At 61.5% G+C, this 25,548-nt stretch carries 27 protein-coding genes and 4 pseudogenes; 7 read left to right on the top strand and 24 right to left on the bottom strand.

The features are described from left to right. Positions 1-41: 41 nt before the first annotated feature. Positions 42-1,007, top strand: a complete 966-nt coding sequence (locus G7067_RS01350) for a quinone oxidoreductase family protein (RefSeq protein ID WP_166321406.1) — start codon at positions 42-44, stop codon at positions 1,005-1,007. Between the two features lie 255 nt (positions 1,008-1,262). Here the strand turns inward: G7067_RS01350 and resB are convergent, their stop codons facing one another. The 5 genes and pseudogenes from resB to G7067_RS01375 form a co-directional block, all read right to left on the bottom strand. Continuing rightward, complete coding sequence (resB, locus tag G7067_RS01355; protein WP_166321407.1) at positions 1,263-2,918, bottom strand: cytochrome c biogenesis protein ResB; 1,656 nt, start codon at positions 2,916-2,918, stop codon at positions 1,263-1,265. After that, positions 2,902-3,645 carry a cytochrome c biogenesis CcdA family protein gene (locus G7067_RS01360; protein ID WP_166321408.1) on the bottom strand — a complete coding sequence of 248 codons (744 nt, stop codon included), beginning with the start codon at positions 3,643-3,645 and terminating at the stop codon, positions 2,902-2,904. The genes resB and G7067_RS01360 overlap by 17 nt, the downstream gene beginning before the upstream one ends. Positions 3,646-3,651: 6 nt before the next feature. Continuing rightward, on the bottom strand, positions 3,652-4,287 hold the full coding sequence (locus G7067_RS01365) for a TlpA family protein disulfide reductase (RefSeq protein WP_166321409.1): 636 nt from the start codon (positions 4,285-4,287) through the stop codon (positions 3,652-3,654). After that, positions 4,284-4,927: pseudogene (locus G7067_RS01370) on the bottom strand (histidine phosphatase family protein). Before G7067_RS01370 ends, G7067_RS01365 begins: the two are co-directional and overlap by 4 nt. A 619-nt stretch (positions 4,928-5,546) precedes the next feature. Further along, on the bottom strand, positions 5,547-6,755 hold the full coding sequence (locus G7067_RS01375; RefSeq protein ID WP_166321410.1) for a hypothetical protein: 1,209 nt from the start codon (positions 6,753-6,755) through the stop codon (positions 5,547-5,549). A 236-nt stretch (positions 6,756-6,991) separates the two neighbouring features. Between G7067_RS01375 and aspS the strand changes: the two are divergent. Next, positions 6,992-8,334 (top strand): annotated as a pseudogene (gene aspS, locus G7067_RS01380) (aspartate--tRNA(Asn) ligase). A gap of 111 nt (positions 8,335-8,445) precedes the next feature. Here aspS and G7067_RS01385 read toward each other — a convergent pair. The 9 genes and pseudogenes from G7067_RS01385 to G7067_RS01415 form a co-directional block, all read right to left on the bottom strand. After that, positions 8,446-9,099 carry a TetR/AcrR family transcriptional regulator gene (locus G7067_RS01385; RefSeq protein WP_166321411.1) on the bottom strand — a complete coding sequence of 218 codons (654 nt, stop codon included), beginning with the start codon at positions 9,097-9,099 and terminating at the stop codon, positions 8,446-8,448. Between the two features lie 41 nt (positions 9,100-9,140). Beyond that, entirely contained in the window at positions 9,141-9,704 is a 564-nt protein-coding gene (locus G7067_RS01390) for a hypothetical protein (RefSeq protein ID WP_166321412.1), read from the bottom strand. Positions 9,705-9,765: 61 nt separating this feature from the next. Further along, entirely contained in the window at positions 9,766-10,179 is a 414-nt protein-coding gene (locus G7067_RS01395; RefSeq protein WP_205881174.1) for a type II toxin-antitoxin system VapC family toxin, read from the bottom strand. Beyond that, positions 10,176-10,337, bottom strand: coding sequence for a hypothetical protein (locus G7067_RS01400; RefSeq protein WP_166321413.1), 162 nt, complete (start codon positions 10,335-10,337; stop codon positions 10,176-10,178). The genes G7067_RS01395 and G7067_RS01400 overlap by 4 nt, the downstream gene beginning before the upstream one ends. A 902-nt stretch (positions 10,338-11,239) precedes the next feature. Then, positions 11,240-12,555: pseudogene (locus G7067_RS15085) on the bottom strand (amidase family protein). Positions 12,556-12,561: 6 nt separating this feature from the next. Continuing rightward, complete coding sequence (locus G7067_RS14565; RefSeq protein ID WP_280115736.1) at positions 12,562-13,137, bottom strand: cytosine permease; 576 nt, start codon at positions 13,135-13,137, stop codon at positions 12,562-12,564. Further along, positions 13,119-13,544, bottom strand: coding sequence for a cytosine permease (locus G7067_RS14570; RefSeq protein WP_280115765.1), 426 nt, complete (start codon positions 13,542-13,544; stop codon positions 13,119-13,121). Before G7067_RS14570 ends, G7067_RS14565 begins: the two co-directional genes overlap by 19 nt. Beyond that, positions 13,427-13,978 carry a cytosine permease gene (locus G7067_RS14575; RefSeq protein WP_280115737.1) on the bottom strand — a complete coding sequence of 184 codons (552 nt, stop codon included), beginning with the start codon at positions 13,976-13,978 and terminating at the stop codon, positions 13,427-13,429. The genes G7067_RS14570 and G7067_RS14575 overlap by 118 nt, the downstream gene beginning before the upstream one ends. A gap of 35 nt (positions 13,979-14,013) precedes the next feature. Continuing rightward, positions 14,014-14,681 (bottom strand): annotated as a pseudogene (locus G7067_RS01415) (SDR family NAD(P)-dependent oxidoreductase). Here G7067_RS01415 and G7067_RS13950 point away from each other — a divergent pair. Continuing rightward, positions 14,631-14,768: a hypothetical protein gene (locus G7067_RS13950; protein WP_244301177.1), complete on the top strand. Its 138-nt coding sequence runs from the start codon at positions 14,631-14,633 to the stop codon at positions 14,766-14,768. The pseudogene G7067_RS01415 and the gene G7067_RS13950 overlap by 51 nt on opposite strands. 194 nt (positions 14,769-14,962) lie before the next feature. On the opposite strand, the gene G7067_RS01425 is transcribed toward G7067_RS13950, so the two are convergent. The 5 genes from G7067_RS01425 to G7067_RS01440 are packed head-to-tail and all read right to left on the bottom strand — an operon-like array spanning position 14,963 to position 18,718. Further along, positions 14,963-15,979, bottom strand: coding sequence for an aldehyde dehydrogenase family protein (locus tag G7067_RS01425; protein ID WP_280115738.1), 1,017 nt, complete (start codon positions 15,977-15,979; stop codon positions 14,963-14,965). Beyond that, positions 15,976-16,452, bottom strand: a complete 477-nt coding sequence (locus G7067_RS14580) for an aldehyde dehydrogenase family protein (protein ID WP_280115739.1) — start codon at positions 16,450-16,452, stop codon at positions 15,976-15,978. Before G7067_RS14580 ends, G7067_RS01425 begins: the two co-directional genes overlap by 4 nt. Further along, complete coding sequence (locus tag G7067_RS01430; RefSeq protein WP_166321417.1) at positions 16,433-17,617, bottom strand: amidohydrolase; 1,185 nt, start codon at positions 17,615-17,617, stop codon at positions 16,433-16,435. Before G7067_RS01430 ends, G7067_RS14580 begins: the two co-directional genes overlap by 20 nt. Continuing rightward, complete coding sequence (locus G7067_RS01435) at positions 17,610-18,290, bottom strand: DUF1028 domain-containing protein (RefSeq protein ID WP_166321418.1); 681 nt, start codon at positions 18,288-18,290, stop codon at positions 17,610-17,612. Before G7067_RS01435 ends, G7067_RS01430 begins: the two co-directional genes overlap by 8 nt. After that, positions 18,287-18,718, bottom strand: coding sequence for a RidA family protein (locus tag G7067_RS01440; RefSeq protein ID WP_166321420.1), 432 nt, complete (start codon positions 18,716-18,718; stop codon positions 18,287-18,289). The genes G7067_RS01435 and G7067_RS01440 overlap by 4 nt, the downstream gene beginning before the upstream one ends. A 172-nt stretch (positions 18,719-18,890) precedes the next feature. Here G7067_RS01440 and G7067_RS01445 point away from each other — a divergent pair, with 172 nt between their 5' ends. From G7067_RS01445 to G7067_RS01455, 4 genes are all read left to right on the top strand, one after another. Next, the gene (locus tag G7067_RS01445; protein WP_166321422.1) at positions 18,891-19,811 is read left to right on the top strand and encodes a LysR family transcriptional regulator; all 921 of its coding nucleotides are present in this window, start codon (positions 18,891-18,893) and stop codon (positions 19,809-19,811) included. Between the two features lie 198 nt (positions 19,812-20,009). Then, a complete protein-coding gene (locus G7067_RS01450) occupies positions 20,010-20,978 on the top strand; it encodes a flavin-containing monooxygenase (protein ID WP_244301178.1) in 969 nt (322 codons plus the stop codon). Further along, complete coding sequence (locus G7067_RS15090; protein ID WP_244301179.1) at positions 20,975-21,289, top strand: hypothetical protein; 315 nt, start codon at positions 20,975-20,977, stop codon at positions 21,287-21,289. Before G7067_RS01450 ends, G7067_RS15090 begins: the two co-directional genes overlap by 4 nt. An 88-nt stretch (positions 21,290-21,377) precedes the next feature. Then, positions 21,378-23,048, top strand: a complete 1,671-nt coding sequence (locus tag G7067_RS01455; protein ID WP_166321424.1) for an ATP-binding protein — start codon at positions 21,378-21,380, stop codon at positions 23,046-23,048. 179 nt (positions 23,049-23,227) lie between these two features. Here G7067_RS01455 and G7067_RS01460 read toward each other — a convergent pair whose 3' ends face one another. The 5 genes from G7067_RS01460 to G7067_RS01480 form a co-directional block, all read right to left on the bottom strand. Further along, the gene (locus G7067_RS01460) at positions 23,228-23,935 is read right to left on the bottom strand and encodes a class I SAM-dependent methyltransferase (protein WP_166321426.1); all 708 of its coding nucleotides are present in this window, start codon (positions 23,933-23,935) and stop codon (positions 23,228-23,230) included. 84 nt (positions 23,936-24,019) lie between these two features. After that, complete coding sequence (locus G7067_RS01465; RefSeq protein ID WP_166321428.1) at positions 24,020-24,322, bottom strand: Dabb family protein; 303 nt, start codon at positions 24,320-24,322, stop codon at positions 24,020-24,022. Positions 24,323-24,336: 14 nt separating this feature from the next. Then, entirely contained in the window at positions 24,337-24,603 is a 267-nt protein-coding gene (locus tag G7067_RS01470) for a glutaredoxin family protein (RefSeq protein WP_166321430.1), read from the bottom strand. A gap of 97 nt (positions 24,604-24,700) precedes the next feature. Further along, positions 24,701-24,799 (bottom strand): 30S ribosomal protein bS22, encoded by a 99-nt coding sequence (locus tag G7067_RS01475; protein ID WP_005504750.1) that lies wholly within the window; start codon positions 24,797-24,799, stop codon positions 24,701-24,703. Between the two features lie 103 nt (positions 24,800-24,902). Continuing rightward, positions 24,903-25,376 (bottom strand): ArsR/SmtB family transcription factor, encoded by a 474-nt coding sequence (locus tag G7067_RS01480; RefSeq protein ID WP_166321432.1) that lies wholly within the window; start codon positions 25,374-25,376, stop codon positions 24,903-24,905. Between the last annotated feature and the right edge of the window lie 172 nt (positions 25,377-25,548).

Genomic DNA, 25,548 nt, shown 5'->3' on the forward strand with positions numbered 1-25,548 from the left:
TTCTACAGTCGGAGTTCCACTCGCAGCATTCAAGGAGATACATGTTCGCACACACCGTTACACACGGTTCAGGATCCGGCACCCTTCGCAAGGTTGAGCTTGCAACACCCAGACCGGGTCCTGGGCAGCTCAGCATCGACGTCGACTTCGCGGGCCTCGGGTTGATTGACGCCTTCTGGACCTCCGGGGTCATGCCCTCCGGCCCGGAATTCGTGCCGGGGTTGGAGGCTTCGGGCACCGTTCGCGAACTCGGCGAAGGGGTGACGGAATTCGCGGTTGGGGATCCCGTGGCAGCAATTCTGTTGGGAGCCGGTGGCTTCGCGGAGGTTGTCTGCGTTCCCGCGGCCCACGTCGCGGCGGTGCCAGAAGGACTCGGCATGGAAATGGCGGCGGTCGTTGCGATCAATACCGTTACCGCGCATCTTGCCCTCACGAGGTCGGCCAGGTTCAGCCCGTCAGATAGCATGCTGGTGCAGGCTGGAGTTGGCGGGCTCGGTTCACAGTTCGCGCGGGTCGCGCTCGCGCTCGGGATCACCGAACTCGACGCGGTTGTCGGCACGGAGGCGAAGCGGGCGCTGGCTCAGGATCTTGGCTACCGCAGGATCTATCTGCGCGACGAGATTGATAACATTCCGGCAGGAGCATACGATCTTGTCGTTGATCCTGTTGGGGGCGTCGCTACCGAGATTGGGTTTCGAGCTCTGCGCAGCGGCGGTCGTCTCGTGCGCGTCGGCAATGCCTCGCAAGCGCCCGATGTGCCGCTCAGTTCGCTCGCGCACTGGCTGGAAAACAAGACGACAACCGGCTTCAACGTTGGCGCCTGGCTCTCTGCGTACCCTGAGCAGTGCGCGCCGTCGCTGCAGTGGTCACTCGCGGCTGCCGCGCGGGGCGATGTGCGGGTGGACCTCACTCGCGTCGGCACTCCCGAAGAGTTGCCGGAGATGCTCGCCTCCCTCGAACGCGGCGAAACCACCGGCAAACTCGCGGTGCGCATGGTTCGGGACTGAGGAAGCCTCCTCTGAAAGCAAGGAAGCTCCGGCTGGATAGCCGGCGGCCGACATCCAGCGGTACAGATCGCCGCGCGAGTTTATGGGACGGATGACCGGTGGGGATAACCGGCGGTTTGGGGGCCGTGATGTGAGCGGGGCGGGCGGAAAGCCCGTGCTGGCGTATTTGCGGAAGAGAGATGTGCGAACATGCACATCTCGAAAACGCAATCAAACGCTGGCACGGGCTTTCCGCGCGCCCCGCGGAGGAACGAACTACAGCCGTTCGCGGTGACGATCCCGCAGCTCAGCAACCGCACGCTCGAGCGCGGGATCATCGCCGCGGGCAAGTGCCGCGTACTGCAGCACAACACCCTCTTCATCAGGCAATGCCTTCACCCACATGCGGCGGCGCGGCACAAACAGCGACCACATCAGCCCGCCCAAGGACAGCAACGCAAACACCAGCACCCACTCCTGTGCCGGATTGCGCATCACGTCGAAGGACGCATAGCGCGGTGCGGCATCGAAGCTGATCGTTCCCATACCGTTCGGCAGGTCCACAGTACTTCCCGGCGTCAACTCCAGGGACGGCGTATCAACCGCGCGCCCGGTGAGCTGCTCCATCTTGCTCGTATCGAGAGCATAAACGGACTGCGGCACACCATCGTCGAGACCCAAATCACCGACAAACACGTCGAGCGTCAGCACCGGATTCTCAAGGTCCGGATAGATGGAGGTGAAGGCCCCAGAGTCAAGATCCGCCTTGGTCGGGTAGAAGAAGCCGCGCAGGCCAAGCTGCGTCAACTCGCCATCGCTGCTCTTCAAGCCGTACGGCACCTTCACCACGCCCAGAGAGGTCATGTTGGTGTCCTGCGGAATGAAGGGCATCGACTCGCCATACACGATCTCGCCGTCTGCATTGCGGATCGTCAACGTCGGAGCGTAGCCGTTGGCGATGAGATAGATCGGGGAGCCATGCACGCGGAGCGGGTGATTCACGCGGATCTTCTGCGACGACTCGGTGCCGTCGGTCTCAATCATCGTCATGTTTGCGACGTATTCCCTGACCTGGCCGATCGCTGAGACATTCCCATCGTCCGGCGTCACATAGGTGACGTCGAGGGAGTCCAGCCGCAAGCCAAAGGGCTCGAGACTGTCCGTATCAAACGAGCGGCCCTTGTTGACCGTGTCGTAATCGATGAGCTGATTCACCATCGTCTCGCCCTCAACCAGCACCTTTTGGCCGCTGAATGTCGCCACACCGCCGAGCGCAACGCTCACGAGCACGCCGACGAGCGCGGTGTGAAACAGCAGGTTACCGGTTTCGCGCAGGTAGCCGCGCTCGGCCGAGACGGAGACTTCGGAGAGGCCACGACGCACGGCGCGTTGAACCTCAACCCTGTAGCGCTGCTTCTTCAGGATCGACGCCGCCTCGGCGATCGCCCGCTCCGCGAATGCGTCGCGCTCCTCCGCGGTCGCCTCAGGGTTTGACACCCGGATTTCCGAGAAGCCGGCCATCCGCTGCAAGCGCGCGGGCGTCTTTGGCGGCTTTCCGCGCCAGGCCCGCCAGTGATGGGTGATCCGGGGCAGCACACACCCGATCAGCGAAATGAACAGCAGCAAGTAGATCGCCGAGAACCACACCGAACCGTAGACGTCGAAGGCCTGGATCGGGAAAGCATCAAGAATTGGGAAGAGTTGTGGGTGATCCCGCTCGTATTGCAGCACACCGTTGGGATCCGCTCCGCGCTGCGGCACCAGCGATCCGGGGATCGCCGCGACCGCGAGTAGCAGCAGCAGGATCAGGGCAACCCGCATACTCGTGAGCTGCCGCCAGAACCAGCGCAGCCAACCGCGAAAACCGAGCTCAGGGCTGTCGATCCGACCGCCCCCGCCCGAGCCGTCATCAAAGTCAGAGGGGCGTGACATAGCCGTCAATCACCGCCTGCAATCCGAGCATCATTTGGCTCCATACCCCGGTCACCATGAGAAGACCGATCAGGATCAGCAACCCGCCGCCGATCAGGTTCACAACACGAATATGCCGCTTAAAGAATGTCATGGTATTCGTCATCCATCCGAATCCGAACGCGGCGAGCAGAAACGGGATCCCGAGGCCCAGACAGTACCACAGGGCGAGCACGATCGCGCGCGGCACCGACCCCTGCTGCAGGCTCAACGACATGATGGTCGCGAGGGTTGGGCCGAGACACGGGGTCCAGCCGATGGCAAACACGATGCCGAGCAGGGGGGCGCCGAGCAGTCCCACACGCGGCTTTGCGCTCAGCTTTTTGGTGAACTGCATCTTGCCAAAGAGCCCGATAAACACAAGACCCATCAGCATGACGACCCCACCCAGTACGCGGGTGATCACGTTCTCCCAGTCCATGAGCCAGATTCCGACGGTGCCTGCAGCGGCCATCACGGTGACGAGCACCGCGGTGAATCCCGCGACAAACAGCAATGAACCAAAGATCAGGCGTCGCCTGGCGGGTTTCTCCCCGGGAGCCGACTCGGCGCTTGCACCGACATACGCCAGATACCCGGGCACGAGCGGCAACACACACGGCGACAGGAACGACACCAGTCCTGCGGCGAGCGCAATCAGTGAGGCAACGAGCAACTGCCCGTCAGCAACGATCTCCTGCAGATTCACTGGCTGCTACGAACCGCTCTGCGCTGATCCCGCTCCGCTTTCCGCAAGCGTCTCCTCAATCAGGGTGCGCAGCTGCGAAACATCAGCGAGTTGCCCGAGCACACGGTGGGCGACCCGGCCCTCCGTGTCGAGCACCAGGGTCGTCGGTACGGCATTGAGCGGCACCTGCCCGGCAAATGCGCGCTGCACGGCCCTGCCTCCGGCGTTGTCAATAATCGAGGGATACTCGATACCAAACTGTTCGGCAAACTGCTGGGCCTGAGCAACTTGATCACGGGTGTTGACCCCCAAGAATTTGACGCCCTCGGGCGCAAACTTTTGGTAGGCCTCCTCGAGGTCGGGAGCCTCCGCACGGCAGGGCGCACACCCGGCGTACCAGAAGTTCACAACCGTCACGCTTCCGAGGGTGTCGGCGGAACCGTAAACGGAGCCGAGATCCGTTTCTCCCGAAAATTCAACCGCGCTTGTGCGCTCCGATGCGGGAATACTGATCGTGGATCCGTCGCCCGCGATGTAGCCCTTCTCGCTCGACTCTTCCCACTGTTTCGCAAGGTCAGCACTGCCGTCGCCACCGCCGCAGCCCGTTAACGTAAACGCAGCAATCACGCTTGCGGCGAGGGCCGCACGAGCCCGCCGCCTCATACCGCGCCCACATCAAGTGAGTCGCCAAGAAGTGACTGCGCGGGAGTGCGATAGTCGACTTCGAACCACCGTTCCCCTCGCCGCTCAAAGCTGGTGATGCTGGAGAGTTCGCAGCGGCGGCTCGCCGGGTTATGGAAGAGCGGCTTGCCTGCAACGTCGAGGTGTGCCATCCAGATTGGTGATTGGTGGGAGACCATCACGATGTCGCCGCCACGAGTGGCGTCCCAGGCGTCGTCCATTGCGCTGCGGACTCGCGCGGCGACCTGGCGGTAGGGTTCGCCCCAGCTGGGCCGAAACGGGTTCCAAAACCGGTGCCAGTAGCGGGGTTTTTTGAACGCGGCATCTGGACCGGAGTTCACCATTCCCTCGAACGCGTTCATGGGTTCGATGATGCGCTCTTCTGTGACGATCTCGAGTCCCATCGCGCTCGCGATGGGACGGGCCGACTGCTGGGCCCGCTCAAGGGGGAGGCCATCAGTTTCGCGACCACCCGGTCGCTCCCGGCGAGCTCAAGAGCAGCGGACTCAGCCATGCGGTGCCCAAGCTCAGACAGGCGGAATCCTGGAATGCGCCCGTACAGCACACGATCAGGGTTATGCACTTCGCCGTGGCGCACCAAATGCAGCAGTTTGTCGGTCACGCGACCATTCTACGATCGGTGCCGGCGCAGACACTGAGAGTTCGATGCTTCACCGCCTTCTGTGCGTTGGATGCCCCAGAAGCAGGTGACGGTTTCGAGCCAGGCTGTCCTAAACCCCCGGTACCCTGCCCGACGTCCGGCTTCGCGCCGGTCTCCGGCTGGACAATCGGCGGGAGAGTAAGTTCCCAGTAGGTCACGGAGCCGGGAGCGAGTGCGTATCCCTCTTTGATTTCGTAAGCGAAAACACTGACCATCTTCTCTGGATCCTGCGGATTGGGCACAGCAATATAGGTAGTGCCTTCAACTTCCGGGAGAATGACGGTTGCTCGTTCACCCGGCGCGGGCTGTAAGAGCTTCGGCGGGAGTCACCGTGATCACGCTCGCGGTGAGCAACGTTGCAGTGCCGAGCACGGCGAAGCGTGTAAATGATGCGTGAGCCATAATGTGTTCCTCCTCAGCGGAAAACGTGCTGAGTTCACGGCTGTGATCTTGACCGGCACCCGGGTGCCAGGCCGATGCGGATGCCAGGTTGGCGCAGGATCAGCATGCTGGCGCGGGAGCGTTGCAAATGGTTGCCTCGCTCCCGCGCCAGAAAAGGTCACGCTTAAGTTGTGTTCGGCTACGCGCGCCGAGTGCGCCCGCGCAGCAGCACAATGCCCGCGCCGAGAACCAGCGCGGCGCGACCGCTGGTCGTGAGCATTGCAGCCTTCTGGTCGCCGGTCAACGCAAGGGTGTCAACCGAAGAAGCGCCATTCGCGCGCCCGCCAGGCTTCGCTGGCGAGGTTGCCGAGTTCTGCGACGAGCCCGCTTGAGAGGAATCGGTGCCGTTTCCTGCATTGGGATCACTCCCCGGTCCGGGATTCACGATAGCGGGGATCTTGAACTCCCAGTAGGTATCCGAGCCCGGAGCGAGCACGTAACCCTTCTCAACGCTGTCAACAAAGACGCTGACCATGTTCTCCGGGTCATCCGGGTGGGGAACAACGATGTACTTGATTCCTGGCATATCGGGAAGAATCACCGTTGCGCGTTCTCCCGGCGCAGGATCGGAGAGCTTAGGCGCAATCGGCGTCACCTGAATCGGGGGCTGGACAATCTCGGGAATCTCAAGGATCCACTCGGTGTCACCCTCAAGTTCATACCCGGGCTGTGGCGTAGCGGTCACCACGAAGGTATCGCCGACCCGCTCCACGGTGTAGTCGACTCCTTCAACATCGGGAAGAATGACGGTCGCTTCTTGCCCGTCCTCGGGAGTGCTCAACGTCGGCGCCGGCGGGTTCACGGTGATAACGAGACCCAAAATGTCGACGTAAATGTCGATGATGTCCGGGGTACTGCCGTGAACGACATGGAGGGCACCGCCGAGGTGGGGGCCAGTCACGAGAACGTACACGTACCAATTCCCGTCCGGTTCCACTATCGTTTCACCCAGCATGTTGCCATCCATGTCGATAAGCGTTACGAGTTCACCAGGGTCACCCATGCCCACAATTTCGAGTGTCTCGCCCATGTACGGGTCGTAGTAGTAGCCACTTTCGACGGAAAAGGCTGCGCGCACGGCGCGTTGTTCAGGCGCCTCTGCAGCGTTTCCCGTGGGGGCGCTGAGCGGATGGTTCGCAGATACTGCTGCGGGTGCGTCCGCAACCCCGAACTGATCCTCTTCGGTGGGAAAGACCTCTTCCAGGGGCAAACTCTCCGAAGCGTTCAGGGAATCATCACCGATCGGGCCGTCAGCAAAGGCCGGCGAGCCGCCGACGCTGACACAGGCGGTCACAAGTAACGATGCGACACCGAGTGCCGCAAAACGTTGACACGAAGTGTTGGTCATACTCGTCCTCCTTCAATATATTGATTTCTTATGTGGCTTTCCTATGTAAATTAAAGGTATATCGGCAGAGACAAGGCCTACACCTCATCAGCGATAGTTGGGTACCGAAACCAGCAAATCCCAGAGGTACACACTGAAATTTGCGTAGTGAATACAAGCGTCCTGTGCAGCATCTACGCATAAACACCGACGTCAAGTCGGCCCACCATATCCGCAGCGACGGCTAGACTGTCCGAGTGACTGAACGCGTGTTAATCAAGGACCTGGCCGCCCACGACGACGGCATCGTACGAGTATCCGGATGGGTGGAGAAGGTACGTGACCAGCGTCACGTGCAATTTGTCGTGTTGCGCGACGAGACCGGAGCCGTGCAGCTGGTGAACGGCGGCGTGCTGCGCGAACCCGACCCCGAAAACCCGAGGTCAGACATTCTCGTGCCGCGCACCACCACAATCTCCGAGCTCACCCAGGGCACGTTTGTGACGGTGACGGGCGAGTTGCAGCACAACGAGCGCGTGAAGCTTGGCGGAGTCGAGGTGCAGATCGAAACCATCGAGGTGGTCGCGGCATCGCTGCCCGACAACCCCGTCGCCACCGACTCCAATATTGACGTGCGGATGGACTGGCGCTTCCTCGACCTGCGTCGCCCCGAACAGAACCTCGTGTTCCGGGTGCAGACCACGTTCCTGAACGCACTGCGCCAGGTGTGGATCGAGCGCGACTTCATCGAGATTCAGACCCCGAAGCTGATGGCGAGCGCTTCAGAATCGCGCGCCGAACTGTTTGAGGTGGAATACTTTGAGGGCAAGGCGTTCCTTGCGCAGAGCCCGCAGTTCTTCAAGCAGATGGCTCAGGCCGCAGGCTTTGGCGGCATCTTCGAGGTTGGCCCGGCGTTCCGCGCGGATCCCTCCTTCACTTCGCGGCACGCGACCGAGTTCACCTCGATTGACGCCGAGATGAGCTGGATCGACTCGCACGAAGACGTCATGGAGCTGCACGAAGAGCTGATGGTCGCGGGCTTGACCGCGGTCAAGGAGAAGCACGGCGAAGCGATCCAGAAGCTCTTCGGTGTTGAGATCGAGGTCCCCGAGCGCCCCTTCCCCGGATCCCCCTCGCTGAAGCGAAAGAGATCGTGAAGGCGGAGGGCTACGAGGTGCCGCGCGCCGACGCCGACATGGACCCCGAGGGCGAGCGCCGCATTGCCGCGCACGTCAAGAAGAAGTACGGGCACGACTTCGTGTTCCTTACCGACTACGATGCCTCGATCCGCCCGTTCTACCACATGCGCGATGCGGACAACCCGCAGCTCACCAAGAGCTACGACCTGATCTACAACGGCACCGAGATTTCGACAGGCGCGCAGCGCGAACACCGCATCGACGTGCTTGAGGCGCAGGCACGCGAGAAGGGGATGGACCCGGCAGAGCTCGGTTTCTACCTCGACTTCTTCCGCTACGGCGTGCCGACGCACGGCGGGTTTGGCATGGGCCTCAACCGTGTGCTGATGCTGATGCTGAAGCAGTCGTCGATCCGCGAGGTGACCTACCTCTTCCGCGGGCCGACTCGCCTGCTGCCGTAAACCCTGTCATCTCCGGCATGTCAGCCGGTGCTCACGCCTCAGCCGGTTGGATCCATTGAGATTCAACCGGCTGACGTGTCTGTACCGGCTGACGTGTCGTGGTCATTCTTCTCACCCGGCGGGGTGATCGCCACGGGGGACGGTGCCCGCGCTCACACCACTTGTGATGCTGGTCGGCTGCGATAGCTCGTCAAGGTGGTGCTCCAGCGGTTTGAGTATCTCCGAGGCTCCCTCAAACTCACCGCGCAAGACACCGCGCATCGCGATACCGTCCAGAAGCGCGTTCAGACGGACTACCTCCAGCGCGTGATCCCGCCCCTCCCCCAGCATTCCCGCATCGGCGAGCGCGGTGATCGCGATCGCGCACACCGCGCGCACGCCATCGCTGAGGCCGTTCGCAGCAGCCTTGAGCCGGTCGTCAGTGAGCGCGAGAACACTCAGCTGCATCTGTGCCACCAGCTCGGTACGCCGCTCCTCGTCGACCGGGAGGACCTCCGCGAGCACCCGCTCAGCGAGCTCTCGACCCTGGAACTGGGCCTTGCATACCCGGACGCGCTCAGCCGCACGCTCACCAATCAGGGACAGGCAGTGTTCACGAAGCTCGTGCTGCGTGGCGAACGCCCGCCGAAGCGATGCGACGGCGATCCCCGCTTCCTTCGAGACAACTCGTACACTCAGCCCAGCAAGTCCATCACGCTCAAGCACCCGCATCGCGGCAGCCGAAATCTCCGCGCTGCGCGCGTCATGGTCGATGAGTCGAGGCACAAGCCCAGGGTACCGCGCCGCGACGGGGACGACGACTCGCGTCAGAGACTGAGAGGCACCTCGGAGGCGGGTGCCGAAGGCGCGGCTTTCTTCGGCCAGATGGTGTAACTGACTGCCCAGACAAGGTCTGCAACCAGGATGATCCCGAGGATACGGAAGTTTACTTCGAGCTCCTCGGTGCGCGCGGGGTCACCCACGACCCAGATCAGGAGCACGCTCACGCCACCAGCGATCGCCGCCATGATGAGGGTGCGGAGAACATCTTGCCAGCACTTCACCGCGTATGCTGTGCCGACAAGGGGCGCCGGCTTTGGAACGCCGTCGAACCGGTGTGCGAACTGGATGTCGGCCCATGTGATGACCTGGTGCCCGAAGGCGACGGAGAACCCGATGTAGATCGCAGCAACTCCGTGTTCCCATGAGGCCGTGCCCCCGCCGAGCAGGTCAATGGTGACGAGCGCGAGAAGCACAAGGTCGACCACCGGAGCAGAAATGAGCAGGCCCGCGCCGAGACGGGGACGACGAAGCAGGTAGCGTGCACCGAGGCCCGCAACAATCACAAACCAGAAGGCTATTTCGCACCCCACGATCAGCGCAAGAATCACTGAGCCCCCTTTTCGTCGATGCCTTGTTAGTTCGAGTGTACTAACAAGAGCGTGACGGACGCTACTTTTTCGCTCCAAAAGGATTGCAGATTTCCACGCCGGTGCCTGCAAAGTCGCGGACGTTTCGGGTCGCGATCGTGAGACCGTGTGCGAGGGCAGTTGCCGCCAATAGGCCATCAACAACAGGAAGCGTGCGGGTCGCCGGCAGTGTCGCCCAACGCGACGCTGCCGCAGCATCCACGGCCAGGATCCGGTCAGTGTAGTGCTCTCGCAACTGGGTCAGCCGGTCTGAGATTCGCGCGGCTCGGTCTGGGTACCTGCGCCCCAGCAGATACACGCCCCGCTCCAACTCGCCCAGCGTCAGTACGCTCAGACAGCTGTCGGGGGCGAGACTCAGCCATTCAAGGGCCCTCGGGTTTGGGCGCGCTTTCATGAGCTCAGACACCACGTTCGTGTCGAGGAGATACGCGTTCAAGAGGCTTCCAGAAATACGTCTTCGGCGCGATGCGGGTCCAACTGGCGCTCGGGCAATTCAAGCCCCTTCGTGTCGAGGCCCGCAAGAAGGAACTCGGTGAATGGCGGGGGCGAATCAAAGCCGTGGCGATAGTCTTCGATGTCAATGATCACAGCCACTGCCTGACCGTGTTTAGTGACGAACTACGGCGTGCCTGCCTGCGCGGCGCGCAGCACCTCACTGAAACGCTGTTTCCGCTTTGCACCTGCCATGTCGCCATACCTCACACGCTCGTCATTTCTGTCTAGTCTGTCGAGATTGACCCAATATGCTTCCGCCAGCAGGTATTCGAGCCGCCGACAAACACACGAAGGAGCGGCAACACGCGCGCCACCAGCAACGGATTCAGACGCGGACGAAGCGAGTTTGAGACCCCGAGCCGATCGACGAGATTCCCGCAAATGGGCTGATTAGTACGCCCCAAATGGGCTATTCAAAACCAGTTCGCCCGCTGGGTCAGACCCAGAATGCCGACAGCGTCTTGCCAGAATCGATCCAAGTTTCGCGTTCGCGGCGAGACTTCCCCGACCAATTGACAAGTGATCGCTGTTACCCAAAAGTTCGAAGGGCGTGCTCAAATCATTGGACGCGTGAATTATCGGCCCTCTTCCAAACATGCGTCACCGGCAAGCCTGCCTGGCCATGAACGCAGCAACCATTCGAGATCTCCGCAACGATCGCGCGACCGTGCTCACGCATGTGACCCGAGGAGAGCGCTCCATCAGGTGAACCGGCCGCGCGGGTCGCCCTGGACCAGCCTTGAATACGGAAGAACTCGCCAAGACACCAAGGGTTTCCCCAGTTAGCGGGAAGCATCTCCCTAGGGATTTGGGCACGATCCTAGATCGCTCCCCGTGACCGGCAAGAGGCAGGCAGGCACGAAGGCTCCGCCGCTCGATACCCGGCGGAGTTCTCGATACCGCCGTTACCTTTGTCTTTGAACTTCTGGTCTCTTCCACTCTCCATGTGCCCGTGGCTAAGAGTCTAAGGATTGGCCATACATACACCTCAAGTCATGAGTTCAACGGGAGAGCTCAGTTGACATCATTCGGGCAACCCTTATAAGGCTCTCGTCGGCGCCCCAAGCCCCTTCAAGTGAGACTCCGACTGGCAGCCCGGTAGTCGTCCTGCCCATCGGGATTGTCACGACCGGTTGACCAGCAACTGAACCTGGATTCAGGTTCCTCGTCCCTCGAGCGAAAACTTCGAAAGGATCAGAGTTCGCGGAACCTTTCGCTGCCTCAAGCAAGGGCGCCACCATTGGGGTTGTCGGGAACAAAATCCCGCTGAGGCGACGCCTCGTGAATAAGTCTCGATAACACTCCTGCAAAATTCGCCGCGAACGCAATGCGCCCCGATATTCACCCTCCCTTCCTCTGAACCGCAAGGACTCTTCGAGAAAGTATCGAACCTCCTCACGAACAACCTGCTCGAGTAGCCATTCATACCGCACTGGATCAGGGAGCTGTTGAAGATAGGATCCTAAATCGTGGTATATCTCATGCATTTCGATGACTGCGCCGCATGTGCTCTCTAGCCGATGCAGCTCGTCGATTCGCACATTCACCAACTCGATGACAGTGCAATTCTCAAGCACTGCAAGGCACTGCTGCCACACCTCCGCTACCTTGGGGTCGAGTGCATCGATGTGTGGGGAGTCCGCTCTCGGTATTCCGATTCGGATCTTCTCGCCCGACAGGGGTTCACTCATGGCCCCGGTAGACATCCGCACAATAGCGTGCACAGCTTGGACGGTTTCGAGAGAGTTGCCAATAACTCCAACCGTGTCACGAGTGTGGGACAGCGGCACCAACCCTCCGCTCGGCCAAGCTCCGGTGGAGGGCCTGAACCCAAAGACGCCGCACCATGCCGCTGGGATTGATATAGAACCTCCGGTGTCAGTCCCCAAAGCAAATGGCACAATGCCAGCAGCGACTGCCGCGGCGGATCCCCTGAAGACCCTCCCGCGGACCGCACAGGACTCCAGGGGTTTCTGGTTGCTGGGAAGAGTGCAGAATCAGTCGTAATCCCGAGCGCCAACTCATGCGTATTTGTCTTCCCAATTAGCATCGCGCCGCTCGCTTTGAGTTTTGCGACCACGGGGTTGTCTGCGCCTCGACGGGTTCCCATCAACCCTGGAGTGTTCGCCGTTGTTGGCAGCTCAGCGGTGTCGAGATTGTCCTTCGCTGCGAAAGGAGTTCCGGCAAAAATGCCGGAACTCTCTGGGCACCGCACTTCCTCTACTGAAACTGAAGCGAAGCTGTTGCATTCATCCTCGCGAGCTCGTTGCAGAGCGGAAAGAAACGCTGCTTTGGAAGCCTCGACACCGCTGATCATCCCGCATTACCCGTGAACTGAGGTCAGCGCCTTCCGACGCTGCTGCGCCCGGCCCGCGAAGAAGTAAACGGGACAAATCACTGCGAGGCCGACAATCCACGAGAGATCTACTCCCCCGACCATTTCACCAATTGGACCGGTATACAGCTCAGTGACCATGAAAGGAATCTGGATTGCCGCGCCAAGCAGGTAACAGCTAATCGCCGCCCAGTTGAATCGACCGTAGATTCCACCGTCTTGCCGGAAGAAGTCCTCGACACGATAGTCGCCATGCTTCAGCAGGTAGTAGTCAACGAGGTTAATTGCTGTCCAGGGCACAAGAACATACAGCAGCAATGCCAAGAAGTTCGAGTAGTAAACCAGGAAGTTCTCTGCGCCAATGATCGCGAGCCCGAGTGCCACGAGGAACAGGATAACGGCAGTGAATGCCCTCGCCTTTGCCCGGGGAGTCCAGCTGGGCTTAAAGGTCTGCACCACTGTCAGAGTTGACAGCACACCGCAGTAGAGATTCATCGAGTTGGTTGCAGCGACTCCCAGCGAGAAGATGCCAATGATGACGACGGTCATGGGTTGCAGCAGCACACCCATCCCTCGACCACGTTGTCTGAGTTCATACCCGCTTCAACAAGCTTGGAGCCGACAAGCGCTCCAAAGATCATGGGGAAGCTCGCACCCAACACGCATCCCCAGTAGGAGGCCCAGAACGCACGTTTCGGGCCGGTATCCGCTGGCATGTAGCGCGAGTAATCGGAGACATAAGGCGCATAGGCGATCTGCCAAAGCGCGCCAACCGATACCGTGGCCATGAATCCACCCCAGTTGAAGGTTCCGGTTGCCACCGAGGCACCACCGTCGCCACTCGACCAGGTAATCACCAGGATGAACCCGGCGACAAGCGCGATCCCCGACACGATACTGAGAATTCTGGTGTAAGCGTGAATGAGGCGGTATCCGTAGATGGTCGCAACGACGCTGACAAGGCCAATAATGACGATCCCCGCATTGACGGGAAGGCCTGGAATGATCGTGGCGAGCGCCTGACCACCCAGAACAATGTTTGCCGCGAAGAACCCACGTACATGAGCACGGTCACAATGACGACTAGCAACGCCCCGTAGGATCCAAATTGACCGCGGGTCTGCACCATTTGTGGCACGCCTAGCTTTGGTCCCTGGGCAGAGTGCAGTGCCATGAACACGGCGCCGGCGAGGTTGCCTATTGCCACCCCCAGAACAGCACTCCAGAAGTCAAGCCCAAACACCGTAGTAGCCAGGGCACCTGTAACCATGGTGAGCACCATGATGTTTGACCCGAACCAGATGGTAAACAGATCCCGCGCTTTTCCATGGCGTTCGTTGAGTGGGATCGGTTGAATAGTTTTGTCCTCAATTATCGGAACTTGCGATTGCGTCGTTGCAGTCATTTTTGAAACTTTCGATGCGTCGAATGAAATGGGAACTATCGGGTCAGGAATCCGCCGTCAATAGGCAGCGAAACTCCCGTAATAAAACCTGCGTCTTCTGAAAGAAGGAACGCTATTCCGGCGGCGATCTCCTCGGGCTTTGCGAGGCGACCCATTGGGATCGGCTCAGCCAGATCACGCTTTGCGGTCTCCAGCTCTTCGCCTTCCACGCCGAGCAGCCCAGCGATAAGTGGGGTGTCGCAGTCAGAGGGGAGGACCGCGTTGACCCGTACGCTGTCTTTTGCGTGCTGGATCGACATCTGACGGGTGAGGTTGATTACCGCGCCCTTCGAAGCGGCGTAGCCACACTCATCCGGGTTCGCAACCATGCCGAAGACAGAAGCGATGTTGACAACGGCTCCGCCGCCGGCCTCGATCATTTTGGGAATGGTGTACTTGCCGGTGAGGAAGATGCTCTTCACATTGATCGCCATGGTCTTATCCCAGGCCGATTCACTGCACTCGACGACGCCGCCCTCGCCCAGTGCAACGCCCGCGCAGTTGACCAGATGGTGCACCGCCCGAAAGTGGCCACGAGCTTCTCGACTCCAGCCTCAACCTGTGAGGCGGACGTCACATCAGCCAGGATCGCAACGGCTTCTCCGCCAGCCGCATGAATTTCATCCACAACGGCCTGAGCCGCCTCCTCGCGCAGGTCGACCACTCCAACTTTGCTGCCCTCACGCGCAAGGCGCAGCGACACCTGTCGGCCGATACCGGATCCCCGCCAGTGACGAAAGCTGCTTTTTGATTCAAGCCGTTCATGTTCGGCTCCTCTCTGAGACGTTGCAAGCGGGGCCCGTTGAGCCCACATTGCATTAGTTTGTCCTTCAGTTTTCCATAACGGAAATAGGCGTTTTGCTTGTTGTCGTTCGATAAATCAGATCGCAATTCTTACGGCGGACTGGCCTCGGAGATGGTTCCAACACAAAGACCGCGCGGGATCTAGCCCCACTGCATCCAGGTTGTCTTGTAGTCGGTGTAGTTCTCGAGGGCGTGCACCGACAGATCCCTGCCGAACCCGGATTGCTTGAAGCCACCAAACGGGGTGGTAAAGCCCAGCGCATCAACCGTGTTCACCGAGACGGTTCCCGCGACGAGGCGTTCAGACACGCGGTGGGCGCGCGCGAGGCTTCCCGTCCACAGCGAGGCTGCAAGACCGAAGGGGGTCTCATTCGCCCGCTCGATTGCCTCCTCCTCAGTGTCGAAGGGGGTGACCACGGCGACGGGACCAAAAATCTCGCGGGTGTGCACCTCGTGGTCGGCGGGTACGTCCGCCACGATGGTCGGTTCGATGAAGGCTCGGGATCCGCCGATGTCTGGGCGAGTACCGCCCGCAACAATGCGGCCATCACGGCGCGCGTTCTCGATCGTTGCCCACACGGTGTCTGCGTGGGCCTCAGAGACGAGCGATCCGATACCGGCTGCCGGATCGAGCGGGTCGCCCGGCGCATACGCCTGCGCCGCTGCCGCGTACAGCTCCAAGAACTCTTCGTACACGGGACGCTCAACAAAGATGCGCGAGTTAGCCGAGCACACCTCACCCTGGTTGTAGAAGCTACCGAAGGCAGCCTTCTCCGCCGCAAGCTTCAGATCGTCACAGTCCGCAAAGATCAGGTTCGAACTCTTGCCGCCCGCTTCAAGCGCGAGCCGCTTCATGTTTGACTGCCCCGCATACTGCTGCAGCTGCTTGGCAACCTCGGTCGAACCGGTGAACGCGAGCATGTCGACATCCTCGTGCAAGGCAAGTGCCTTGCCCACTACCGATCCACGTCCCGTCACAACGTTCAGTGTCCCCGCCGGAATACCCGCCTCAATCGCGAGCTCAGCAAGCAATAACGTCGAGTGAGAAGCCTCCACCGGGGGCTTCACTACCACGGTGTTCCCTGCGGCGAGCGCGGGAGCAAGCTTCCATGTTGCAATCTCGAGAGGGTAGTTCCAAGCGACAATCACACCGATCACACCGAATGGTTCCCTGGTAACGAGGGCGGTTGACCCTGGGGCGTGACTGGGATCAAGTCCTCCTGTTTTTCGATCGCCTCTCCATAGAAGCGGTATAGCGCTGCGGATCCTGAGGCGTCGATGGTTGAAGACTCGCGAACGGGCTTACCCATATCGAGAGTGTCATAGAGCGCGAATTGGTCAGAGTGGACTTCGATGAGACGCGCGAGTTCTAACAGTCGTTCGCGCCGAAATGCGACTCCTGCACGGGACCACTCGCCCGACGCGTACGTTGCCCGTGCAGCGGTTACGGCGGCGTCTACGTCTGCTTCATCGCAGTCGTGTATGTACGAGATGACCTTACCGGTCGCGGGGTTCACCTTCTCGATGGTGTTGCCTGATCGAGCCGCAACTCTCGCACCCCCAATGACCGGGCGGCCATCGAACTGCAGTCCGGCCGCGGCCGCCCGCCACTCAGTGTGAGTGTAAGTCATGTCTTCCTCTTTCGTTTGTCACTCCGAAACGATCCCGAGCTACGTCGATCGCGGTCCAGGCGAGCGCGATCGCTCCATCGCACAGCGTTCGCTCGGCGGTCTCGCCCACGCACGCTGCCGCAAACGCGGGTTGATGATTGCTGGCCTCACCACCGACGCCGATGTAGGGATGGATCGCATTCACGAGCTGCGACACATTCCCCATGTCCGTCGAGGCGCGGTTCATCGTCGCCGCGATCGGGTCAACGTCAAAGTTGCGGCCGAGCTGCGTCGCATTGCGGCGGTAATGCTCCAACGCCGCCTCGTCGGCGCGCATCTCCGCGTACCGCTCGCTCTCCGGCGTCACGGTCAACGCTGCCCCCGTCGCGAGAGCCCCGGCTTCGAAACACTTCAGCACCCGCGCTTCGAGTTCAAGCAGTTGCTCGGTGGTCTCAGCTCGCACATACCAGCGGCCCTCAGTGCGCTCTGGGATCGCGTTCGGAGCCTCTCCACCCCGCGTCTGCACGCCGTGCACACGAACACCCGCGGGGAGTTGTTGCCGCAGCAGCGCAATCGCAAGCTGCGCAACGAGAAACGCATCGTTCGCGTTGACCCCACGCTCGGGATAGGCGGCCGCGTGCGCCGCCCTGCCGTCGTACTGCACGTGCCAGTGCGTCACCGCAAACGGGCGCGCCTCGGCAACATCGACCGGGGCCGGGTGTGCCATGAGGACAAGATCCAAGTTTCGAAATGCGCCGCGGTCAAGGAGAACGATCTTTCCGCCGCCTCCCTCTTCTGCCGGTGTACCAATCACCTCAACGGCGATTCCGCAGTCATCCGCCACAGCCGCGACCGCGAGCGCAGCACCCACCGACATCGCGGAGATCAAGTTGTGACCGCAGGCGTGCCCGAGGCCCGGGAGCGCGTCATACTCGGCCAGAAAACCGGCCGTAAAACTCACTGGCCCGGTGGGCATACGCACCGCCCGAAACGCGGTCTCGACTCCGAGATACGGCTGCTCCACCGCAAAACCGTTCGCCGCGAGTACGGCGGCAACGGCGGCTGAGGACCGAAACTCTTGCCACCCGATCTCCGGATCGGCGTGGAGCTGATTCGACAGCACGATCAGTTCGGGCGCGATCTCTGCGACCCGCTTCTGCGCGCTCAGCTTCAACGGGTCACTCATCGCCCGGTACCCCGTACGAAGGTGCAGCGCTGGGGTTCAGCCCACGGTCGACGTACGCGTCGCGCTGCGGCAGCCACAGCCCCAGCAAGTCTTCGAGAGCCGCAACGGGATCCGCGTCGGTCCAGTCCACCCGCAGGTCGGTGATCCTCCAGCCAGCGTGTGCGACGACCGCCATCCCGGCGGAGTGCACCGGCCCCTCTTCACCGCCGGCATCGACGGCGGCGCGCAGCGCCGCAAGGAGTCGCTCTTCGATGCAGCCGCTCGCGGACAAAGCCGTATCCACCAGGGCGTCGAGCACTGCCAGATTCGCGAGCATGTTGCCACCGGCAACAGCGTCCTGTCGCGTCACCGCACCGTACACACCGAGCGCGTGCTCGCCCGCGTGGGCCGCGGCGCGCCCCGCACGATCGAGAACTAACAGCTGCCGGTAGCCGATTGTCTCAGGATCTGCGGCGGCAACGACCACATCGATCGCCTGCTGCGCCGTGTTCCCTTCGCGCAACCGTTCCAGGAGCTGCGGGCCGATCCTGGGGTCGGTCACATTCTGCGAGTTGGCGCCGCCCACCCCGTCGGCGAGGTTCAGGCAGCGGGCAGCGACGGCGGGAGACGACGATGCGATCGCGGATCCAAACTCTCCGGTCTGGGGATCTCGCAACACCAGTGACAGCGTCATGACGCCTCACCCACGCTGATGACGGCCGTGGCATCAATCTCCACTAACCATTCAGGGCGGGCCAACGCCTGCACGACGATCCCGGTTGAGACCGGGAAGACCCCGCGAAGATACTTGCCCATTGTGCGATACACGTCCTCGCGGTAGCGGGGATCAATGATGTACACGGTGACCTTGACGATATCTTCGAGGCGGCTTCCCGCTTCTTCCAGCAGCATCTGAATGTTCTGCATCGCCCGCTCGGTCTGGGCCACCACATCGCCAATGCCAACGGACTCACGAGTATCGAGGTCCTGCCCAATCTGGCCGCGGAGGTACACGACCCCGTTGGCAACGACGGCCTGGCAGAGATCGTTGTCGAGGTTCTGCTCCGGGTACGTCTCCTTGGTGTTGAAGGTCCTCAGTCGCAGGTGCGTCGGTCCAGTCACAAGTGTCTCCTCGTTGAGTGATGTCGGCACGAGCCGCCCGTACCGTCCATTGTCGAGACAAAACGGTCATATGCAAAATATGTAAAAGTTACACAGATCATCGCTAAAGTAGATGAACACGGAGGCGTTGAGCCCCCGTTCACGACACCGCCGTCGACCCTGGAGGTACACCTTGGTTCAGCGTTTCCCCCTCACTCTCGCTCAACTCACCTACTTCACCGAGTGCGCAAAGACCCTCAACATGACCGCGGCAAGCCAGGAGTTGCACGTCGCACAATCGGCCATTTCAACGGCCATCACGCAGCTCGAACGGTCACTCGGCGCCACGCTGTTTATCCGCCAGCATTCCAAGGGGCTGATCCTGACCCCCGCAGGTGCGACGCTCTTGAGGGACGCACAGCAGCTCTTTGGCGCACTCAACCGCACTATCGACTCGATCCGTACCGACCAGAGTGAGCTGCACGGCCAGATCACCATCGCGTGCTTCAGCACGCTCGCGCCGTTCCTACTCCCCCGACTCCTTGGCGGCCTCCGCGCGCAACATCCAGGGCTTGATGTCTCCGTCATTGAGGGCGACCACGATGAATGCCTGGCCGCGTTGCGCGGCGGCAGGGCGGAACTCGCACTCACCTACGATCTCACCGCCGACACCGGAATCGACAACACGGTCGTTGGTGAGTTCCGCCCGCACGTGATCGTGCACGCCGAGCACCGCCTCGCCAAACGAGATCGTGTGGAGCTGCACGAGCTCGCGAGCGACCCGTTTGTGCTGCTCGACCTCCCGAGCAGCAGCGACTACTTCCTCGGGATCCTGCGCCACGCGGGTATCGAAGCGAGCCCGCGATATCGAAGTTCAAGCTACGAGACGGTGCGTTCGATGGTGGCAACGGGGCTGGGATACTCGATCCTGAACCAGCGCCCCCGAATCAACGAAACGTATGCGGGTTCCCGCACAGTAACGATCGAAATCACGGATGCGGTGCCAACTCTCAAGGTCGAAGTGTCTTCGCTCTCGCAGGTGTATCGCTCCACCCGTGCGCGGGCGGTCACCGAGGCGGTTCAGGATCTTCTTGCGGAATCGCACGACGCGTAGGCTGCGGGGACTCGCGCCTGAGTCGGCTGCCCTCGGGCATACCCACCGACCTCTAAATCAGATCACTAATCTCTCTTGTATCTATTTTTCTGATTGATTGCGTCTCGAACGCATATTGGCCAAGCACGGCTCCGCTGTTGTTGGCTGGGGATCAATCATCGATCCCATCCATCACAGATTCGAGCGGAGAAACTACATATGTCGAGTCACGAAACCGAGGCCACCGAAGTCCTCGTCGTTGGCGGCGGGCAGGCGGGGGTCGCGATGAGCGAACACCTCAGCGCTCGCGGAATTCCCCACATCGTCCTTGAGCGTCATCGGATCGCCGAGCGGTGGCGCTCCGAACGCTGGGATTCACTGGTCGCGAACGGGCCAGCCTGGCACGACCGCTTCCCCGGCCTGGAATTCGAGTGCGCCCCTGACGCCTTCGCACCAAAGGATCAGGTCGCCGAGTACTTTGAGCGCTATGCGGCGCAGATCAACGCACCGATCCGCTGTGGCGTGGAGGTGACCGAAGTGCGCAAGCGCATCGGGGAACCCGGCTACCGCGTCGAAACGTCCGCCGGCCCGATCCACGCCCGCTACGTCGTGGCCGCAACCGGAGCGTTTCAGCTCCCGGCGATCCCCCCGATTGTGCCGGCTGACCCTGCACTGACTCAGATTCATTCACGCGACTATCGCAACCCGCAGCAACTCCCGGAGGGCGGCGTGCTGGTTGTCGGCGCTGGATCGTCAGGGGTGCAGATCGCCGCTGAGCTGCGACAAGCGGGCCGCGAGGTCACGCTCGCTGTCGGGCCACACGATCGCCCACCGCAGCGTTACCGCGGCCGCAGCTTCGTATGGTGGCTCGGGGTGCTCGGCAAGTGGGACGCTGCGGCCCCGCCCGAAGGCGCCGAACACGTCACCATCGCCGTCAGCGGCGCAAATGGCGGCCACACCGTCGATTTCCGAGATCTCGCGGCGAGCGGGATCACGCTCGTGGGTCGGGCGAACGGCTTCGCCGATGGCGTCATGGCGTTTGGGAGCGACCTCGCGGAGAATATCCGCCTGGGCGATGAGAACTACCTGTCGCTCCTCACCGAGGCGGACGCCTACATCGCCCGCGAGGGTCTCGATCTCCCGAGGAGCCCGAGGCGCACGTGCTGGGCGCCTATCCCGCCTGCGTGACCGACCCGATCCACGAACTCGATCTACGGGCCGCCGGCATCACCTCGATCGTGTGGGCGACGGGATTTCACGTTGATTACAGCTGGCTCAAAGTGGAGGCGCTCGACACGAACGGGCGTCCCTTGCATCAGCGCGGGGTATCGCCGGAACCGGGCGTCTACTTCCTGGGATTGCCGTGGCAATCGCGTCGCGGATCGACCTTCATCTGGGGGGTCTGGCACGATGCGAAGTATCTCGCGGACCAGATCGAGATCCAGCGCGGCTACCGGGCCTATCAGCCAGCAGCCGCACAGATGGTGGCTGCACCCTAGTCTTCGCCGCGGCTAGTTCGCAATGAAATGCACTAATATTTGTACAGCAAGTGTACTAATATTAGTGCATTTCATATAGTGTGATGTCATGGTCGAGACATACAACCCCGTGCACCGCCCGCTCGGCGATTGGCTCCTCTCCCACGCAGGCAGCCAAGTACTCATCCTTGAAGGTGCTCGTGCTGTCGGCAAGACAACTCTGGTCAAGCAGCAACTCGCACGTACTCACGGCTTTCACTACGTCACCCTTGCGGACCAACCGACGCGGGCTCTCGCCACAGCTGATCTCCGCGGCTGGCTGAGACGTCTTCCCCTACCGCTCATCATTGATGAAGCCCAGATGATCGCGGAACTCCCGCTTGAGGTCAAAGAATATACGGATGAACACGGTGTCTCCGGCAACATCGTGCTTACAGGCTCCGCTTCCATCGGACGCACCGGCCTCGGTGGTGCCGACCCGCTCGCCCGCCGCGCAGTCCGAAGAACCCTGCATCCCCTCACTCTCTGGGAACGTCGGGAACAGCCCGGTTCCCTCGTCGACTCGCTCTTTGACGGCACGCCGCAGCTTCGACGCCAGGGTGAACTGCAAGACGAAGAGTTGCTGACACTGCTGCGCAGGGGCGGCTTCCCCAAATACGTTGTCGCAGATCACGCCAACACGATCGACGCGCTGCGAGTCCAGATTGCGTCAGACATCGCAGCGGTACTCTCAGACACCGTTCTCCCCGAGTATGATCTCAACCCCAGCAAAGCGCGCGCGACGCTGAACCGCCTACTCAGGGGCCCAGGCGGAATTCTCAACGCTGCCGGGATCGGGCGAGAGATCGAGATCGACAAACGAACCATCGAACGACATCTGCACACCTTCGGCAGGCTCTTCCTATTGCAGTGGCTTCCCAATCTTGCTCTGCCACCACAAAAGCAGAGCTTCGCACGCGCAAAGATACATCCGGTTGATACGTCTTTCGCGGTCGACGCGCTTGAGCGAGCTGGCGTGCACATTCTGACGCAGCGTGAATACTTCGGACAACTCCTCGAGAGCCATGTTGTGTGCGAAGTTCTGGCGAATGCTCAATGGGCCAACCGTCAGATCGAGGCGTACTACTGGCGTCAGGCGAGCAGCTCGAATCCCGAGGTCGATCTGGTCATCATCGATGAGCGCGATCGCGAGATCGCCATCGAGGTGAAGGCTGCCACACAGATCTACCCTGCAGACCTCAAGGGCATCCGCGCATACGCCAAGCAGCGCAAGATGCATCGTGGGTTTGTCTTTTACCGAGGCGAAGAGGTGGTGCGTCTCGATGACAACATCTGGGCACTCCCCTATTCCGCGCTCGGTAATGTTGCATTCTTCACCGAGGCACCCCAGCCCGACCCACCAAGCAGCGTCATGTCAGGTCTCATCTGGGATGAGCTCACGGACACCGAAGCAGTCCTGATGCCAGCTTTCCTACCTGAGGACAATACCGCACTGCACGGAAAGATCGAGGCCTTTGTGCAAGATGTTGCCGCGAGCTACGGCCTTCTCTTCGGCGGCAAGGTTCACGTCTCATCCACCCGTTCCGAGGGCAGAGCCGTCGGCCACGGAATCCAGACCGTGCCCACGGTGTTTATGCCCGCAATCACCCCCGCTTCTTCAAGAGTGTCCCTCACCAGCAAGATCTGCTCAGTTTTTCGGAAGGAGCGACCAGCGTCTCCCAACGACATGTCGTGCCGCTGGTCTGGGTTGATTCGCCGCAGATGCGAAGCACGGCGCTAGCGGAGGTCTCCCAAGCGCTCGACATCCACCCCAGTTTTGATGTAACCCAGGCCCGCACGCTCGATCCGAGCTCACCGGAGTACCGCCGTTTGGTTGAGCAGTGCGCGCACCTTCTTCACGAGGTCCTCACAAGCATGCCCCAGTGACGCACTACCACGATCAACTGACGCGCGCCACGCCTACTCCGCGAGCCGCCGCGCCACCACCACGGTATCGCGCAGCATCGCGACAGTGCCGTCCGGGCCTGTCGCCTCGCGCTCCCGCACCTCCGCGACCTCAACCTGCCAGCGCTTCGGGTCAAGGGCGAGCGCTGCGAGTTCGCTGTCGGGGCTCGGAAAGTCGGCGTGGCTGTGTTGGTGCTGGGCGCGGAGCCCCGCGGCCCACGGCGGCCCCTCAGCATGCGAGACCACTACCAGGTGCCCACCCGCCGCGACACGATCGGCCGCGGCGCGCAGGACTCGCTCACGGGGCAGCTCAACGGGTGATTGCAGAAAGCTCGCGGCAATGAGGTCGTAGCGGTCGTCGGGTGCAGGATCCTCGCCCGCCCACGCCGCGAGATCATGCGCGGCGAATGCCGCTCGATCCACCCCGAGCCCACGCGCTTCGGCCTCGGCGCGCGCCCGCGCCACGGCGGTCGGTGACAAATCAATTCCCTGCGCCCGCCAGCCGTTTTCAGCGAGCCACAACACGTCGCCGCCTTCGCCGCAGCCGAGATCAAGCGCCCGCCCGGGCCGCCAGCCGGAGACGATATCGGAAAGGGTGCGATTCACACGCCCCGACCACACGCGCTCTTCGCCCGCGTAACGCTGCTCCCAAAACTCGGCCGGGTCTGTGTTCGAGGCCGACGAATCATCGTGAGGGGAGTGACTACGCGCGTGCTCTGTCATGCTTCCAGAATGACCAAACCGTGCGACAAAGGCAACTCGATTTGCGGTCTCGGCAAGAGGGACGCATGGGCGCACTACCGCGAACTACTCCGTCAGATCGACGCAGGCGCGCGACACGGTCCGCTGCTTCACCACATCAACGGCGGCAAGGTGTTCGGGATGCACCGCATACGCCGCAAGCGCCCCGGCGTCGTCGTGGAGGCTCACGAGCGTCAGATCCCAGTTGTCCTCGTGGTTGAGGGTGTTGCGGTGCAATTTCAGCGACTGCAGGCCGGGTACGCGCCCCACCAGCGGTTCAAGCACCGCCGCGATTTCGGCTGCTTGCGCATCACGATCGGCGACGCTCTCGCCGCTGAGTTTCCAGGTCACAATGTGGCGAACGGTCACGCTCGTCTCCTCAACTATTTGTTCTTCGAAGCGCGAAGGATCGCGGCCTCAAGCTTCATCGGGTCAACGCGCCAGATCGCGTGGCGGCGGCCGTTGATCTGCACCACCGGGATCTCCTCGGAATACAGCCGCGCAAGCGCAGGATCCTCAAGGATGTTGAGCTCCCGCACCTCAATCGCGACATCGCTGAGCGCACGCTGCACACTCTCAACCACCTCGCGCGCATCATCGCAGAGGTGACACCCAGGCTTTGTCATCAGAGTGAGTTGCACGGTCGCCATGCTCCCCAGCCTATTGCAGAGCGCACAAAAACTGCCGCTCGGCCGATTCACTACGGACCGGACGAGCGGCAGTCATCACTCCACACGGGGCGGGTGACTACTTCTTGTTGCGGCGCTGGTGGCGCGTCTTCCGAAGCAGCTTACGGTGCTTCTTCTTTGACATACGCTTACGGCGCTTCTTAATGACTGAACCCACGGTTACCTCACAACGTCTCCAGGGCCGCCGGAGCGTGGCCCACAAGATACATATCTTACCGAAGTGAGGCCCCGAGCGCGAACCGACATCGCAGCAAGTTCGCTCAGCCGCGCAGCTTGAAGCGCGCGACGAGTTCTTTCACCCGGTGTTCGGCGAGCGCAGCGGCGCGACCAATCTTCTCCGCAGCGGCCGCGGCTTCTTCAGAGAGAACTTCACCCTCATCGCCAAACGGGTCTGCAGAATCGGGCCCGGCCACCCGCTCACCATCTTCCGAGAGGTACTCGACCGTCACTTCGGTGTCGAAGCCCGCGGAGAGGAACGGAATCACAAAATCCTCGATCATCTCAAGCGGCTCAGGATCGAGCGAGTAGAAGCGGTGTTGCCCGTCCTCGCGCACGGTCACCAATTCGGCTTCACGCAACACCTTCAGATGCTTCGACACGGTCGGCTGGCTGATCTCCAGATTCCCGACAATCTCGGACACGCTGATCTCTTCATCGCGCAGGTGCCGCTCAAGGAGCAACTGCAAGATGTCACGCCTGGTCGCGTCAGCGATAACCCCGAAAATATCTGGCATAGCTCCAAGGGTAGCGGGCAAAGAGGAATGCGGTGCACTTTGGGGCGGATTCCCCACAAGCCGTCGCCCGGGTGGGATCCCACACCCCGCTGGCTTTGCCCCGTTTCGTGTGTAGCATGACAGGGTCAGTAGAATCGGGAACTTTCCCGCGCACCGAGCCTGAGCAGAAAGA

The organism is Leucobacter insecticola, from assembly GCF_011382965.1.
Taxonomy (GTDB): Bacteria; Actinomycetota; Actinomycetes; order Actinomycetales; family Microbacteriaceae; genus Leucobacter; species Leucobacter insecticola.